Annotated in this window: 14 protein-coding genes; 6 read left to right on the top strand and 8 right to left on the bottom strand. The window is 40.6% G+C overall.

What is annotated here, in order from left to right:
- Window positions 1-45: 45 nt before the first annotated feature.
- From FTU17_RS12480 to FTU17_RS12495, 4 genes are all read right to left on the bottom strand, one after another.
- Entirely contained in the window at window positions 46-849 is an 804-nt protein-coding gene (locus FTU17_RS12480) for a M48 family metallopeptidase (protein WP_078194387.1), read from the bottom strand.
- A 560-nt stretch (window positions 850-1,409) separates the two neighbouring features.
- A complete protein-coding gene (locus FTU17_RS12485) occupies window positions 1,410-2,729 on the bottom strand; it encodes an adenylosuccinate synthase (protein WP_180135603.1) in 1,320 nt (439 codons plus the stop codon).
- 66 nt (window positions 2,730-2,795) lie between these two features.
- The gene (locus FTU17_RS12490) at window positions 2,796-3,962 is read right to left on the bottom strand and encodes an ATP phosphoribosyltransferase regulatory subunit (RefSeq protein ID WP_180135604.1); all 1,167 of its coding nucleotides are present in this window, start codon (window positions 3,960-3,962) and stop codon (window positions 2,796-2,798) included.
- Between the two features lie 321 nt (window positions 3,963-4,283).
- Window positions 4,284-4,739, bottom strand: coding sequence for an Lrp/AsnC family transcriptional regulator (locus FTU17_RS12495; protein WP_180020870.1), 456 nt, complete (start codon window positions 4,737-4,739; stop codon window positions 4,284-4,286).
- A 142-nt stretch (window positions 4,740-4,881) separates the two neighbouring features.
- Here FTU17_RS12495 and FTU17_RS12500 point away from each other — a divergent pair, with 142 nt between their 5' ends.
- Window positions 4,882-5,628: an AzlC family ABC transporter permease gene (locus tag FTU17_RS12500; protein WP_180135605.1), complete on the top strand. Its 747-nt coding sequence runs from the start codon at window positions 4,882-4,884 to the stop codon at window positions 5,626-5,628.
- Window positions 5,625-5,924: an AzlD family protein gene (locus FTU17_RS12505; RefSeq protein ID WP_180135606.1), complete on the top strand. Its 300-nt coding sequence runs from the start codon at window positions 5,625-5,627 to the stop codon at window positions 5,922-5,924. The genes FTU17_RS12500 and FTU17_RS12505 overlap by 4 nt, the downstream gene beginning before the upstream one ends.
- A gap of 163 nt (window positions 5,925-6,087) precedes the next feature.
- On the opposite strand, the gene FTU17_RS12510 is transcribed toward FTU17_RS12505, so the two are convergent.
- Window positions 6,088-6,390, bottom strand: a complete 303-nt coding sequence (locus FTU17_RS12510) for a hypothetical protein (RefSeq protein WP_078194432.1) — start codon at window positions 6,388-6,390, stop codon at window positions 6,088-6,090.
- Between the two features lie 200 nt (window positions 6,391-6,590).
- The gene (locus FTU17_RS12515; RefSeq protein WP_180135607.1) at window positions 6,591-7,619 is read right to left on the bottom strand and encodes a type I glyceraldehyde-3-phosphate dehydrogenase; all 1,029 of its coding nucleotides are present in this window, start codon (window positions 7,617-7,619) and stop codon (window positions 6,591-6,593) included.
- Window positions 7,620-7,881: 262 nt separating this feature from the next.
- Here FTU17_RS12515 and FTU17_RS12520 point away from each other — a divergent pair, with 262 nt between their 5' ends.
- From FTU17_RS12520 to csrA, 4 genes are all read left to right on the top strand, one after another.
- Window positions 7,882-8,610 carry a hypothetical protein gene (locus FTU17_RS12520; protein ID WP_180027215.1) on the top strand — a complete coding sequence of 243 codons (729 nt, stop codon included), beginning with the start codon at window positions 7,882-7,884 and terminating at the stop codon, window positions 8,608-8,610.
- A 314-nt stretch (window positions 8,611-8,924) separates the two neighbouring features.
- On the top strand, window positions 8,925-11,618 hold the full coding sequence (gene alaS, locus FTU17_RS12525) for an alanine--tRNA ligase (protein WP_180135608.1): 2,694 nt from the start codon (window positions 8,925-8,927) through the stop codon (window positions 11,616-11,618).
- Window positions 11,619-11,964: 346 nt separating this feature from the next.
- Complete coding sequence (locus tag FTU17_RS12530) at window positions 11,965-13,245, top strand: aspartate kinase (RefSeq protein ID WP_078189079.1); 1,281 nt, start codon at window positions 11,965-11,967, stop codon at window positions 13,243-13,245.
- Between the two features lie 249 nt (window positions 13,246-13,494).
- Window positions 13,495-13,749 (top strand): carbon storage regulator CsrA, encoded by a 255-nt coding sequence (csrA, locus tag FTU17_RS12535; protein ID WP_078189080.1) that lies wholly within the window; start codon window positions 13,495-13,497, stop codon window positions 13,747-13,749.
- Window positions 13,750-13,840: 91 nt separating this feature from the next.
- Here the strand turns inward: csrA and rnhB are convergent, their stop codons facing one another.
- Together rnhB and FTU17_RS12545 are read right to left on the bottom strand one after the other, a co-directional pair.
- The gene (gene rnhB / locus FTU17_RS12540) at window positions 13,841-14,410 is read right to left on the bottom strand and encodes a ribonuclease HII (RefSeq protein WP_168379347.1); all 570 of its coding nucleotides are present in this window, start codon (window positions 14,408-14,410) and stop codon (window positions 13,841-13,843) included.
- A gap of 93 nt (window positions 14,411-14,503) precedes the next feature.
- Window positions 14,504-14,893 (bottom strand): hypothetical protein, encoded by a 390-nt coding sequence (locus FTU17_RS12545; RefSeq protein ID WP_180003980.1) that lies wholly within the window; start codon window positions 14,891-14,893, stop codon window positions 14,504-14,506.
- Between the last annotated feature and the right edge of the window lie 268 nt (window positions 14,894-15,161).

A 15,161-nucleotide genomic window follows, 5' to 3' on the forward strand; every position in this document is an offset into this window, starting at 1 on the left:
GTATAGCGTACTAAAATGCAACTTTAGTCTTGAAAACAGCCGATATTAACGACGTACACTCGAAGGTGTCGCATTTTTATAATATTGCTGTGCTTCTGGCATCATTTTTTGCATAGCAGCAATACGGTCATTATTGCTTGGGTGTGTAGACATAAATTTGCTCAGTGCGTCGTTGCCACTGTTATCATTCGCATTCATTTTTTTCCACAATGAAATCGCCGCTTCTGGATTGTATCCAGCCTTTGCCATCATCACTAGGCCACCTTTGTCTGCGCGGCTTTCCAAATTACGTGAATACGGCAAGCCCACACCAAATTGACTACCCAAATCAAGCAAGGTTGCACCATAGCCGCCTGCAGCATTGCCTACATATTGTGAACCGATACTCACCGCAAGATTGGTTAGTGCTGAAGCGCCAATTTTATTTTTTGCATGTTCTTCTAAGGCATGAACCATTTCGTGACCCATGATTGCAGCGACTTCATCATCCGTGAGTTTGAGGGTTTCGACGATTCCTGTATAGAAAACAACTTTCCCGCCGGGTGCAACATAGGCATTGATTTCTTTAGACTTGATCACGGCAACTTTCCAATCAAAAGCCTGACCCGTTTGATTCATCTGATCTGCAAATGGTTTCATTTTCCAGAAAACACGGTTTACTTTTTGATAAGTCGCAGACTTGGTATCGAGCACTTGTTTGGTCTGAGCGTCTTTCAGCATTGCGTTATAAGACTGTGTTGCCTGTAAGTTCAAAGATGCAGAATCAGCACCTGCAAGATCAGCAATCGTGGTACAACCTGATAAAGAAGCTGCTACGGCAAAGCATGCCAAAGATTTTTTATAATTCATCATGATCTCTAGTTATTTATAAAGAGTGTCAAATATATACAAAAAATTGACTGACTCAATATTTTTATGCTTATTTTTTCAAAATCTTTATTTTTCCATTATTTAAATTTAATATCTGATGTTACCCCGTAAAAATAATTTCACATTTTTTAAATACTTTTAAGTATACGACGGAGTCTTACATCTAGGGCTTAAATAAAGGGATTAACCTTCGGCTGGAGGTACCTCTTACGAAACGTTGTTTCTCATTTGGCAAAATGAGAAGCGTGCTTCGCAAGGAAACCATCTTGCGGTGCAATGCACCTCACCGACAAAACTCGTTCACTAGTGTCAAATTATTCACAGTATTGCAATAACATTTTTAATTAAAAGTTGTCCTGTCTCAAACACTTGCGGATGACCTTACCGCGTATCATTCTTTTATTTGAATCAAATGGCACTTCGGATGTTACTAAGTATTCTCAGTTTATAATACATGTCGTTTTTTGAAGTTTTATTCTTCGCTATATAAAAAAAGCCCCGCTTTCGCGAGGCTTTTGACATCTTAATTCAACAGCACATTATGCGTCGAATGGATGACGTAATACGATTGTTTCATCACGGTCTGGACCAGTTGAAATGATGTCGATTGGACATTCAATCAATTGCTCTAAACGTTTCACGTAGTTAATTGCATTTTGTGGCAATTGACCTAGTGATTTCGCACCGAAAGTAGACTCAGACCAACCTGGCATAGTTTCGTAGATTGGTTTTAAAGTTTCAAATGCAAGCGCATCAGAAGAACCTACACAACCTGAATCAGCTGCTTCGTAACCTACACAGATTTTCACTTCTTCTAAACCATCAAGAACATCAAGTTTAGTTAAGCAAATACCTGAAAGTGAGTTCACTTCTACAGAACGGCGTAGAATTTCAGCATCAAACCAACCACAACGGCGTTGACGGCCAGTAGACGCACCAAATTCTGAACCAACTGTACCTAAGTGTTTACCGATTGCATCACCAACATCGTTAGCAGCATCATAAACAAGTTCAGTTGGGAACGGACCAGCACCTACACGAGTTGTGTACGCTTTAGTAATACCCAATACATAGTCAAGGTGTAATGGACCAAGACCTGAACCTGAGCTTACGCCACCAGCAGTTGTATTTGAAGAAGTCACATACGGATATGTACCGTGGTCAACGTCAAGAAGTGAACCTTGCGCGCCTTCAAACATGATTTTCTTACCCGCTTTACGGTAAGCATGAAGTTCGCCAGTAACGTCCATCACCATAGGTTCGATGACTTTACGCCATTCGTCACATAGAGCGATCACATCTTCAACTTTAACGGCTTCAACACCGAAGAATTGAGTCAATTGGAAGTTATGGTATTCAAGAAGCTCTTCAAGTTGAGCTTTAAGATGAGCACCACCACGAACCAAGTCAGCAACACGGATTGCACGACGAGCCACTTTGTCTTCGTATGCAGGACCGATACCACGACCTGTAGTACCAATTTTCGCATTGCCACGTTTTTTCTCACGTGCTTGGTCAAGGGCGATATGGTGTGGAAGGATCAATGGGCAGTTTGGAGAAATACGTAGACGTTCACGTACAGGCACGCCTTCTTTTTCTAAAACTTCCATTTCGTGGATTAAAGCTTCAGGTGATAAAACAACACCATTACCAATTAAGCACAATACGTTGTCACGTAAAATACCAGATGGAATGAGGTGTAAAACAGTTTTCTTACCACCAACCACAAGTGTATGACCTGCGTTGTGTCCGCCTTGATAGCGAACTACCGCAGCCGCTTGATCTGTGAGCAGGTCGACGATCTTACCTTTACCTTCGTCGCCCCATTGGGTACCAAGTACCACAACATTCTTGCCCATAATAGCCTCATTGCATCATGCTGTTAAAATTGGAAAAAACGTGTATGCCCGCAGGCACGTTCGCGATTAAATTTGTTTGATTGTCCACTCGCCATTTGCATTCACCAACTGGTGCGTTGCATAAGGTGCTGAGCTTAAATCATCATTACCTAACAATTGAACAACACTGAATCCTTCGGTACGTGCTGCCTCAATTGCCTTTAATAAATCTGCTTCGATGCCTTTTGGTGCAACCAAAACTTGGCTTTTCTGAACTTGACCAGCAGTTAATGCATATAAGTCACAAGAGAAACCTGTTGCTGGACGCGCACGGCCGAAGTGTTCACCAATACCGTCATAGCGACCGCCTTGAGCCAATGGCGCAGCACGGTTTGGTGCATATACGGCATACATTAAACCAGTGTGATAGTGATATGAACGAAGTTCAACCACATCGATACCAATATGTAGTTCTGGCCAACGCACCTGAATTGCGGCTTGTGTCGATTTCACTGCATCAAATGCAAGTTTAAATGCTTCGTTATTTAAAACTTCAGCACTTAAATTTGCTTGTAACGCATCTAAATCACTTGCAAAACGACCTAAGGTATAAAAATCTTGACCGAATGGAAGCTTTTGTGTGAATTCAGCAAGTTCAGGTAGCGCTTTACGTTGATACAAGTCAGATAACTGACGTTCAACTGCTTTGCTCAAGCCAGCTTGTTTCACCATGCTGCGGAATAAACCGACATGCCCTAAATCAAGATGGATACCATCTGCATGACCTGCTTTAGCAAGCAAGTTGATCATGACATCAATCAGTTCAACGTCAGCATCAATGCTGTCTGAACCAAATAATTCTGCACCTAACTGTAAAGGTGCACGTGTGGTATTAAAACCCTGTGGCTTAGTATGTAGTACTGTACCAGCGTAGCAATAACGAGCTACACCTTCGACAGGATGTACATGCGCATCAATACGAGCCACTTGTGGTGTCATATCGGCACGCACACCAAGCAAACGACCTGAAAGTTGGTCGATAACTTTAAAAGTGGCTAAGTCTAAATCTTGATTCGATTCTGAAAGAGAAGATAGAGATTCGATGTATTCAATGAATGGCGTGTACACCAACTGATAACCTCTAGATGCGAGGAAATCTAATGCTTCACGACGCAAAGATTCAATCACTTGCGCCTGTTCTGGCAGTACATCAGCTACACCATCAGGTAATAACCATGTCTCTGAAATGGGCATGTTGTAAACCTAAATTCTTGTCAGCGCGGAACAAATCCGCATAAAAAAATCGGGAGCACACCCGATTTCTCCTAGTTTAGCACGATAGTTTTACGCTTGCACACGACTTTTTCATAAAAGATGCTTCAGCATTCATTACTTCATCCACAGCTTTAACTTTTACAACTAAATCCATGTTTATGCTTCTATTTTAAAATCCTATGAACGTTATTTTTTAACCATTTGATAAAAAATAATAAGCGTCCTACTTTCTATAGATGAAGTTTTAAACAAAGTTATAAAATATGATCAGGCTCAATAACTTCATTTAAGACACGAACATCAATCCAATGGAAGCGCTGTAGTTTGTTTAACGGCCTGTAACGGTATCTCTGTTTTTACATTTTGCACACTGGCAATCTGCGTTAAATGATGAATCTGAAACTTTCGATAGGCTTCTAAATCTGCCACGACGATACGTAAGAAAAAGTCACAATCCCCTGCCATGAGTTGACATTCAACCACCTCAGGCATCGTTTGAATCGCTGCGACAAAATCATTCACGGTTTTTGCATCTTGACCTTTTAGCCAAATCCGCGCAAATACCGTTAAACTTAAATTCATTTTTGACTGATTCAGTAAAGCCACATATTTCTCAATATAGCCTTCATCTTCTAGTTGCCTAACCCGTCTCAAACACGGCGAAGGTGATAAACCAACTAGTTGGGCCAATTCATTATTTTGTAGTTTTCCATTTTGCTGTAATGCTTGCAAAATGCGTTTATCTATCTGATCCATCAATAAAGGCACTAAATTTCACAATAATCTTTATTTTAGCAATTTTATTGCACAATAAAAGCAATCTTCCATAAAATAGCTGCCAAATGCTGCTCAGATATCCATAAAATATTGCTTTCGATCTCGCTTCATGGAAAACGTCATGTTGATGTTTAGACAAAGTACACTCAATCACACCCACTCACAGCATTCTATTGAGTTTAAACGAGGTCTAAAAACATCTATTCCAATGCTGCTGGGCATTATTCCTTTTGCATTAGTTTTGGGTGCTCAGGCAACACATAAAGGCTTTTCTAGTTTAGAAGTTCCGCTTTTGACTGGCCTTAACTTTGCCGGTGGTTCTGAATTTGCCATTTTGGAAGTTTGGACCAATCCCCCTAATATTCTCATGCTGATGTTTATTACGTTTTTAGTGAATAGTCGGCACCTATTAATAGGGGCGAGCCTTGTCCCGTATTTACGACATCTACCGAATCGTAAGGTTTATACCGCTTTATTTTTTATGTGCGATGAAAGTTGGGCTGTGGGTTTGGCTGATGCGCAAAAAAAATCTAATGCTTTGGGAATTCAGCGCGCCTTTAGTTTGATGTTCTATGCAGGCTTATGCTGTGCTCTATATTTGATGTGGGTTGGCTTTACCACGCTAGGGGCAATGATCGGGCCGATATTTGGCGATATTAGTCGACTTGGTTTTGATATGGCCTTCCCTGCTGTATTTCTTGTTTTACTGCGTGGCATGTGGAAAGGCTTTAAAGCGGCGCGTCCATGGCTGGTCAGTTTGATTGCCGCATCTTTGGCTTACTTGTATCTCCCTGCGGGCTGGTATGTTCCGATTGGCGCAGTTACTGGCATTGCTTCTGCATTTTTCCTAATTGGAGATGATGCATGATCCACACTAGCACCCTGATCGCGATTCTATTTATAGCCTTAACCACTTACCTGACCCGCATCTTGGGGTATGTGTTACTGAAAAAACGTAGCCTCACCAACAAACAACGTCAAATTATGGAAGTTGTCCCCGGCTGTGTGTTGATATCAGTGATTGCACCCTATTTTGTCAAAGATAATCCTGCCGATCTGATTGCGATAGCCATTACCCTATTTGCAGCATCACGTTTTTCATTATTGCCTACCGTTGTGATTAGCATGCTTTCAGCAGCAGTATTAAGACAAATTTGGATTTAACTAAGTAATACGCGATCATGTTTTGAATAACGAAAGAACTACGATTTAAACCCAATGATGATGAATATTAGGAATCATCTTATTGGATAAAAAATACCCATACCTTGAGATCACATGCTTCATGCAGATATCGAGGTGTGGGCAGTCTTTTGTATTTTTTTGATTAGCTTTGGTCTGTCTTGATCACTTTTGCCAAAAGGTTCACCAACTCTGCATTTTGCAATTCAACTTGCTGTAATTTGTGAGTGGTCTGATCTAAAACTTCTTGCTGGATATGCATTTTCTTTGCAAGGTCTTGCATAATTTCCAAGGTCTTTTTCAGGTTGGCTTCTAGATGCACCACTTTTTCCTCGAGTGGCAAGGTTTCATGCGCGGTAGATTGCGATACGTCACGATTAAACTGTAGCCAAATTAAAAAAATAACCGCCAGCGCCAATAATAAAATAAATCCCCAAAGTAACATCAACATCATGCTCAATACTCTTTATATATTTCTTTGACTTTCATCTTAAACAATAAATCGGCTGTGCTTGAATATTTTTTAAAGTTTTTCAATATTTTCGAGATACATCAACGTCATTACGCATGATTTTTCATCTAATTTTAAAAAATAAAAAAACACCTACAAGCTAGTAGATGTTTTCTATATTGGATAAGTTTGAATTTTTATAAAGAGTGAAAACTTTCACATAAATCGAGCAAGCGGTTCGCATAGCCCCATTCATTGTCATACCATGCGAAAACTTTTGCTTGCTTTCCTACCACCATGGTTTGATTCAAATCGACAATCAATGAATAAGGTGAATGATTAAAATCACTTGAGACCAAGGGCTCATCGGTTACTGACATAATTTCATGATAATCAAAACGTGCAGCTTTGCTTAACACTGCATTTAACTCATGCTTGGTGATAACTGATTGAGACACAAAACTTAAATCGATTGCAGCAACATTGATAGTCGGCACACGAATCGAATAGCCATCGATTCGATCTTCCATTTTCGGCATGACCCGTTTCAACGCACCCAGAGCTGAAGAGGTCGTTGGAATAATATTTTGACCTGAAGCTCGCGCACGACGTAAGTCACGATGTGCATGATCCAATACAGACTGATCCGCAGTCACAGCATGAATTTCTGTCATGAGTGCTGTGTCTATACCAAAGGCATCATCAATAATTTTGACTAAAGGCACCAAAGCCTGCGTGGTACACGACACACTCGAAATAATTTGATCCGTCGCTTTGACTTCATGATGATTAACACCATACACAATCGCAGCATCAACACTGTCAAACGGCGCAGCACCAATAATCACACGTTTGGCACCTGCACCAATATGCTGTGTGGCTGCCTCTCTTGATCGAAATAAACCTGTACATTCGAGTACCACATCGACATTCAGGTGTTGCCAAGGCAAAAGACTCGGCTGTGCTTCATTTAAAACTTGCACTTTGAGATGTGCTTGGGCACAAGAGATGTCTAGAAAAATAGCGCCATCTTGTTCAAGAATGTCGACTTGGCCTGCAAAACGACCATGCGTGGTGTCGTATTTAAACAAATGCACCATGGTTTCCACATCAGCGACATCATTTATGGCAACAATTTCATAGTGAAATTCCTTTGGATTTTCAAACCAAGCGCGTAATACATTGCGTCCGATTCGACCAAATCCATTAATTGCCACTCGCTGCATGACTTACCCTTCATTTTGAAACAGTTATAAAGCGCTTATATATTAAAGGATTTCAACAATAATTCGTAATCATTAATTCTCTTAATACTTATTAAAATGGGTGTTGAGTGAAAATATTCAAAATAGCTTTTCGACTTTATAATGAAGAAAAATATTCTATAGACTATAAATCACAATGATGAAGCAAACACTACAACCATTTTATTTGTTCTGGCAAAAGCTTAAACCTACAAAGCTCTTTTACGCTTCCATCTCAATATTTTTGATATTTTTATTAGGTTCAACCGAGACTACAGCGCAAATATATCAACACTGTTCATCAGCGGAGATACAAAAATTACAACGCCTATTCTCAGACGATAATTCCTCCAATGCCAATGAACCTGTATTTCAGGACTGCATTCAACTTCAGCATAGTCGTCGATTATTAGCCCTTTCTAGTAATGCGACTGACGTGATTCAGGACAATGCGGGCAATTATGATCTAAAGCTTTATCTTATAGATAAAGGCACATTTCAAGTACTAAAAGTATTTAAGTCACCTAAAGGCATTGTGCCTACGACACGTTTAGATAATGTTCAATTTGATCTCACTCCCTATGCAAAAGATCAGGACTTGGTGGGTATTGCTTTAAAACAATCGCACATAGGCGGTATTCATTCATCAAGACGATTGCTTTACCTTTATGCCATTCAAACTGATTCAAAAATTTTAGCTGTCTTAAATGGACTAATGACCAACTACAACAGCAGTACACAAAGTGCTTGTGATGACTGGAATACTGAAGAATTGAAGCGCACCTTACACATCAGCAATCAAACCCATAAGGGCTTCCCTATTTTCTTAATCAAAGAGTCGAGCATTAGCAGCCATTACAATCACAAAAACTGCAAAGCGTCCGCTGAACATGACCAAGGTCGTTATCAGCTCAAATTTAATGGCAAGGAATACCCCATTCAACACATAAAAAAGACAGATCCTGACTTATAAGCTGATTAATTCACGCCTTTAAAATTTGAAAATGCGTTTAGGATTTAAGTAAAATTTCATCTTAAATTTATAAATAAACCAAAGTACCATTGAGTAAAAACTGCCAAAATTTTCACAACCATAATGAAAATGAATCAATTCAAATGAATTATATAAAAAGTCATATAGTTCATTGAAAATCATTGGTCGCTACACCTTTTTCCGTTATAATTTAGCGTTTTTAAATTTTATGTCAGCATCTCAAGCCAGCTTTAAAATTTTGTAAGACTTGCTTGATAGGCTATTACCAAATCGAAATTAGGAGAGACTTGGTTGTGAGTACTCGTTTTATGACATCAGCTGAAATTCGCGAAGCTTTTTTAAGCTACTTTGAATCGCAAGGGCATACACGTGTCGCGTCGAGTTCTCTGGTACCTGCCAACGACCCAACACTATTGTTCACAAATGCTGGTATGAACCAGTTTAAAGACTGCTTCCTTGGTCTTGAAAAACGTGACTACGTTCGTGCAACTTCTTCACAAAAATGTGTCCGTGCCGGCGGTAAACACAACGACTTAGACAACGTTGGTTATACAGCACGTCACCACACATTCTTTGAAATGTTGGGTAACTTCTCATTTGGTGACTACTTCAAACGTGATGCCATCACATTTGCTTGGGATTTCTTAACCAACGAAAAATGGTTAGGTCTGCCAAAAGATAAACTTTATGCCACTGTTTACCATACAGATGACGAAGCATTTGATATCTGGAACAAAGAAATTGGTCTAGACGCTTCACGCATTATCCGTATTGGTGACAACAAAGGCGAAAAATACGCTTCAGATAACTTCTGGGCAATGGGCGATACAGGTCCTTGCGGTCCATGTTCTGAAATTTTCTTTGACCATGGCGATCATATCTGGGGCGGCTTACCAGGCACTCCTGAAGAAGATGGCGACCGTTTCATCGAAATTTGGAACAACGTATTCATGCAGTTCAACCGTACTGCTGATGGTGTTCTGCATGAACTTCCAGCGCCGTCTGTAGATACAGGTATGGGCCTTGAGCGTATTTCTGCTGTTTTACAGCATGTAAACTCAAACTACGAAATTGACCTATTCCAAAACCTATTGAAAGATGCCGCAGAAATCATTGGTTTAGATACCACTGAACTTGAAGCAAAAGCGCAAGCAGAAAACAAACCTGTTGAATACCCTGCTTCACTTAAAGTTGTTGCTGACCATGCACGTTCATGCTGCTTCTTGATTGCAGACGGTGTTAACCCTTCAAACGAAGGCCGTGGTTATGTACTACGTCGTATTATCCGCCGCGCAGTGCGTCACGGTAACAAATTGGGTGCGACAGGTTCATTTTTCCACAAAATGCTTCAACCGTTAATTAACGTGATGGGTGCTGCATATCCTGAACTGGAAGCACAAAAAGCACGTATCGAAGCTCAGCTTTTAAAAGAAGAAGAACAATTTGCAAAAACTTTAGAGCAAGGTTTGAAATTGCTTGAAGGTGAATTGGCTCAACTTAAAGGTTCAGTGATTCCGGGCGAAACAGTATTTAAACTTTACGATACTTACGGCTTCCCGACTGACCTTACAGCAGACATTGCACGTGAACGTGATCTCACCATTGATGAAGCTGGTTTCGAAGTTGAAATGGCAGCTCAGCGTCAACGTGCGCGTGATGCTGGTAAATTTGCTGTCGACTACAACTCAATTGTGAAAGTTGAAGGCGAGACTCAATTTGACGGCTATGACGCAACTCAAGGCCAAGGTCAAATTGTTGCAATCTACAAAGACGGCGAACAAGTTGATGAAGTTTTTGAAGGCGATGAAGCGCTGATCGTTCTAAACCAAACTCCGTTCTATGCAGAAAGCGGCGGTCAAGTTGGCGATACAGGTATCTTCAAAAACGAAACTGGTATTTTTGAAGTTCAAGACACCAAAAAATCTGGCGGCGCTTTTGTACACCAAGGCATCGTGACCATGGGTAACTTAAAAGCGGCTCAAGCGGTTGAAGCGATTGTTAAGGCGGATATCCGTGAAGCAACTTCACGCAACCACTCTGCGACTCACCTGTTGCATGCAGCGCTGCGCCAAGTTTTGGGTACGCATGTACAGCAAAAAGGTTCATTGGTTGCCAGCGAACTTTTACGTTTTGACTTTGCCAATGATCAACCTGTTTCATTTGAACAGCTTCAAGAAATTGAACGCATTGTCAATGCCGAAGTGATTGCCAATACGGCTGTTTCAACTGAACTTTTAGACATCGATGCTGCTAAAGAAAAAGGCGCGATGATGTTGTTCGGTGAGAAATACGGTGACGAAGTACGTGTACTTTCAATGGGTACAACCAAAGATGAGAAAAATTTCTCTATCGAGCTTTGTGGTGGTATTCACGTAAAACGCACAGGCGACATCGGCCTATTCAAGATCACTTCTGAAGGCGGTGTTGCTGCAGGCGTACGCCGTATTGAAGCCGTTACAGGCACTAAAGCTGTTGAAGCTGCGCAAAAAGCTGATCGTGACATTCATGCAATTAATGACTTGCTGAAAGCGCAAAAAGATCAAACTTTAGAAAAAGTTGAAGCTTTATCTCACACTGCGTCTAGCCTGCAAAAACAAATTGAACAATTGAACCAAAAATTAGCAAGCTTCCAAGCCGCTGAGTTATTGAGTCAAGTTCAAGAGATTGCTGGCCGCAAAACATTAATCACTACCGTTCAAGGTGTAGATGCGAAATCACTTCGCAACTTGCACGATGGTGTGAAATCTAAGTTAGACAATGCTGTGATCGTGATCGCAGCGGTTGATGCCGACAAAGTGAGCCTGATTGCTTCGGTTGCTAAAGAATACACTGCTGCTGTAAAAGCAGGTGACATCATCAAACACCTTGGTCAAGAGCTTGGTGGTAAAGGTGGTGGTAAACCTGATATGGCTCAAGGTGGTGCGCCTTATAGCGACAAACTTGAAGCAGTAATGACTGACCTCGTTGCATGGTTAGCTGCAAAATAAGACCAAAAGTCCTATAGCTCAAAGTGACTCACCTCCTTTGAGCAAATCAACAGGTTTAAGCAGTGTGTTTTTTAATGCTGGATCCTGCTTAAACACTGTTGATGCGTGAAAGCGCAAACTCAATCATCATGTTGAAACCAATATTCAACCTCTGGCTAAATGATGAAAATGGAGTCTAAAAGGCTGGGTTCATGTGAATCCCCTGCAGACACAAAGTATCTATTTGAACTCCTCCTAACTTGGAGTTCATGAGCTACGTGGTATATTAAAATCGCGCCGAAGTGCGGTCTTAAAATATGTGTAAGTGCTTTAAGTCTTTAGACTTATTTACTTGGTAAGGATAGTTATGGCATTAATCGTTCAAAAATATGGCGGTACCTCAATGGGTACTCCAGAGCGCATTTTAAATGTTGCTCGTCGTGTAAAGCGTTGGCATGATCACGGTCACAAAGTTGTGGTTGTTGTATCTGCAATGAGTGGCGAAACCAATCGTCTACTTGCTTTAGCGAAAGCCATTACCGAAACACCTGATCCACGCGAATTAGACCAAATGGTGTCTACGGGTGAACAGGTAACGATTTCTATGTTAGCAATGGCACTTAACTCTATTGGTGTTGAAGCTAAATCACTTACAGGTCGTCAAGTTGGTATTAAAACCGACAGCGCATTTACCAAGGCGCGTATTGAAGCGATTGATACGGATGTATTGACTTCAAACCTTGACGCTGGACGTGTCATTGTTGTGGCAGGTTTCCAAGGCTTTGATGCCGAAGGTAACACAACGACTCTAGGTCGTGGTGGTTCTGACACTTCGGGTGTTGCATTGGCTGCTGCACTTAAAGCTGACGAATGTCAGATTTACACAGACGTTGATGGTGTTTACACCACTGACCCTCGTGTCGCTCCAAAAGCGAAAAAAGTTGATCGTATTTCTTTTGAAGAAATGCTTGAAATGGCATCACTTGGTTCTAAAGTCCTTCAAATTCGCTCTGTAGAATTTGCAGGTAAATACCAAGTGCCTTTACGCGTATTATCAAGTTTTGATAATGACGATGATGGCGCATTCGACGAAAACTTTAAACAAAACGTCGGGACACTAATCACCACTGAAGCGGAAGACAACATGGAACAACCAATCATCTCAGGTATCGCGTTCAACCGTGATGAAGCTAAATTAACTATTCTTGGTGTACCGGATAAACCGGGTATTGCTTCAAACATCCTTTCACCAATTGGTGATGCCAATGTTGAAGTGGATATGATTATCCAAAACGTTGAAGAAGACGGCACAACTGATTTCACATTTACAGTTAACCGCGGTGAATTACCAAAAGCGAAAGCCATTCTTGAAGCGACTGCACAAGAAATTGGTGCACGTGAAGTTGCAACTCGCGCAGACATCGTTAAAGTATCGATCGTTGGTGTTGGTATGCGTTCACACGCTGGCGTAGCAAGCAAAATGTTTACTGCTCTTGCAAAAGAAGGCATTAACATTTTGATGATCTCGACTTCTGAAATCAAAATTTCAGTGATTATCGATGAGAAATACTTAGAGCTTGCTGTACGTGCTCTACACACTGCATTCGGTCTAGACCGTGAAACAGGTGAATCAAGCGCACGTGCTTAATTAACCTTGCTGTGTGTCAAAATTTGTCATTGTTAGACAGATTTTGAAAAACATCGTAAAAATTCAGAGCCACTATAGTTTTTTTTATAGTGGCTCTGTTATATTAAACCTGAGGATTTTAAAATTTACTCAGTTTGCGACTGTCACAATGATTGTTTCAGATGCACTGCTAAATTTTTTTGCTTTTACAAGTTATGAATTTTACATAACAGATCATTTGCAGGTTTTGCATTTTGCAAGGAGAGAAACATGCTGATTCTGACTCGTCGTGTCGGAGAAACATTAATGATTGGAGACCAAGTTAGCGTGACTGTACTTGGTGTTAAAGGTAATCAGGTTCGTATTGGCGTGAATGCTCCAAAAGAAGTATCTGTTCATCGTGAAGAAATTTACCAACGAATTCAACATGAACGCGCAATGCACGAACATCTCCAAAACATTGATCAAGAATATCAGCCATCTTTTGAAGAAACTGATTATTCACAAAACAACTATAATCGCTAAGATTTAAGTTGTTAAATGATAAAGCGGCTCATTAGGCCGCTTTAAATTTATCTAGAACATGCGTTTACTATATAAGTTCAACTGAGCTTAATTACTGCCCTTCTAGAACTTTACGTACGGGGCCAAAACTGCGGCGATGTTCATCAATCACCCCATACTGCGCAATTGCTTCAAAGTGTGCTTTGGTTGGATAGCCCTTGTGTTTTGCAAAACCATACTGTGGATATTTTGCATCTAGCTCAACCATTTCGTGGTCTCGAGTCACTTTTGCCAAAATACTCGCAGCCGAAATCTCTGGATGAATCGCATCACCGCCCACGATTGCATCACAGCTCATTGCTAAACCGGTTGGGACTTTATTACCATCGACCAACACGTGTTCTGGCTGTACATTGAGTTTTTCCACTGCACGACGCATCGCAAGTAACGATGCTTGCAAAATATTGATCTCATCAATTTCTTGTGCAGAACTTTCAGCAATTGCCCAAGCCAAGGCTTTTTCTTGAATCTCAATAAATAACTTTTCACGTTTTTTTTCAGTGAGTTTTTTAGAATCGTTTAAACCTTCAATCGGGTTATTTGGATCTAAAATGACAGCTGCCGCAACAACCGAACCCACCAATGGACCGCGACCCGCTTCATCTGCACCAGCAATTTTCATATATCTCTCACTCAAAATAAAATACGACCCTTCATTTGGATTTGCTGATACTCAGCTATACCAATGTCTGGGTCGTATAAAATGTTCTAAATCTTAGTTTTTAAATGTTTCAATCACGCAAGCATTTAAAGTATTTGTCACGATTTTAGCCGCAAGATTTGCTTGTGAAGTTTTATCCATTGCTGCTACAACCAAATCCGTTGCAGTCACGCTAGTTGTCGCTTTCTCGCCTACACATGAACACACTTCAGTTTGTAGTTCAGATTTTTGAGTTTCTGTTAATAGTTTTGAACCAGTTTTCCAGTAGCTGTTGTTATTTAGCTCAGTCACGCATTTCGCTTGAACACCCACTTTAACCGCCATCATTGCCAAGCTGTTTGCTGAAGTTGTACCTGTAGAGGTACTTGTACCTGTTGTACCAGTCGCAGCACATGCAGAAAGAACAAGCGCTAATGGTGCTAGAATAGCAACTAATTTTTTCACGAATATTTCCTTTGTTCTGTTAATTAACGCGCATATTGTGCCCCAAATCACACACCATCTGATATGACTATTTAAAATAAATTCGGTAACTGTAGATCTCTTTCATAAATCAAAAAACGATCTTCTTTTTGGTTAATATTAGCACTCCGGATTTCTTAGCATTCGTGCATAATCTGCGGATGAAATACATCGATTCAAACAAGCTTTCTGATCCTCAGTTCAAGCGATACACAGGCATCTCATGGTCAACTTTCTATTTGATGGTTGA

This window comes from Acinetobacter sp. YH12070 (assembly GCF_013419625.1).
Classification (GTDB): domain Bacteria; phylum Pseudomonadota; class Gammaproteobacteria; order Pseudomonadales; family Moraxellaceae; genus Acinetobacter; species Acinetobacter amyesii.

Coding starts and splice junctions, on each gene's coding strand:
- FTU17_RS12480 (WP_078194387.1), bottom strand. CDS start 849: ATGAATTATAAAAAATCTTTGGCATGCTTTGCCGTAGCAGCTTCTTTA.
- FTU17_RS12485 (WP_180135603.1), bottom strand. CDS start 2,729: ATGGGCAAGAATGTTGTGGTACTTGGTACCCAATGGGGCGACGAAGGT.
- FTU17_RS12490 (WP_180135604.1), bottom strand. CDS start 3,962: ATGCCCATTTCAGAGACATGGTTATTACCTGATGGTGTAGCTGATGTA.
- FTU17_RS12495 (WP_180020870.1), bottom strand. CDS start 4,739: ATGGATCAGATAGATAAACGCATTTTGCAAGCATTACAGCAAAATGGA.
- FTU17_RS12500 (WP_180135605.1), top strand. CDS start 4,882: ATGTTGATGTTTAGACAAAGTACACTCAATCACACCCACTCACAGCAT.
- FTU17_RS12505 (WP_180135606.1), top strand. CDS start 5,625: ATGATCCACACTAGCACCCTGATCGCGATTCTATTTATAGCCTTAACC.
- FTU17_RS12515 (WP_180135607.1), bottom strand. CDS start 7,619: ATGCAGCGAGTGGCAATTAATGGATTTGGTCGAATCGGACGCAATGTA.
- FTU17_RS12530 (WP_078189079.1), top strand. CDS start 11,965: ATGGCATTAATCGTTCAAAAATATGGCGGTACCTCAATGGGTACTCCA.
- csrA (WP_078189080.1), top strand. CDS start 13,495: ATGCTGATTCTGACTCGTCGTGTCGGAGAAACATTAATGATTGGAGAC.
- rnhB (WP_168379347.1), bottom strand. CDS start 14,410: ATGAAAATTGCTGGTGCAGATGAAGCGGGTCGCGGTCCATTGGTGGGT.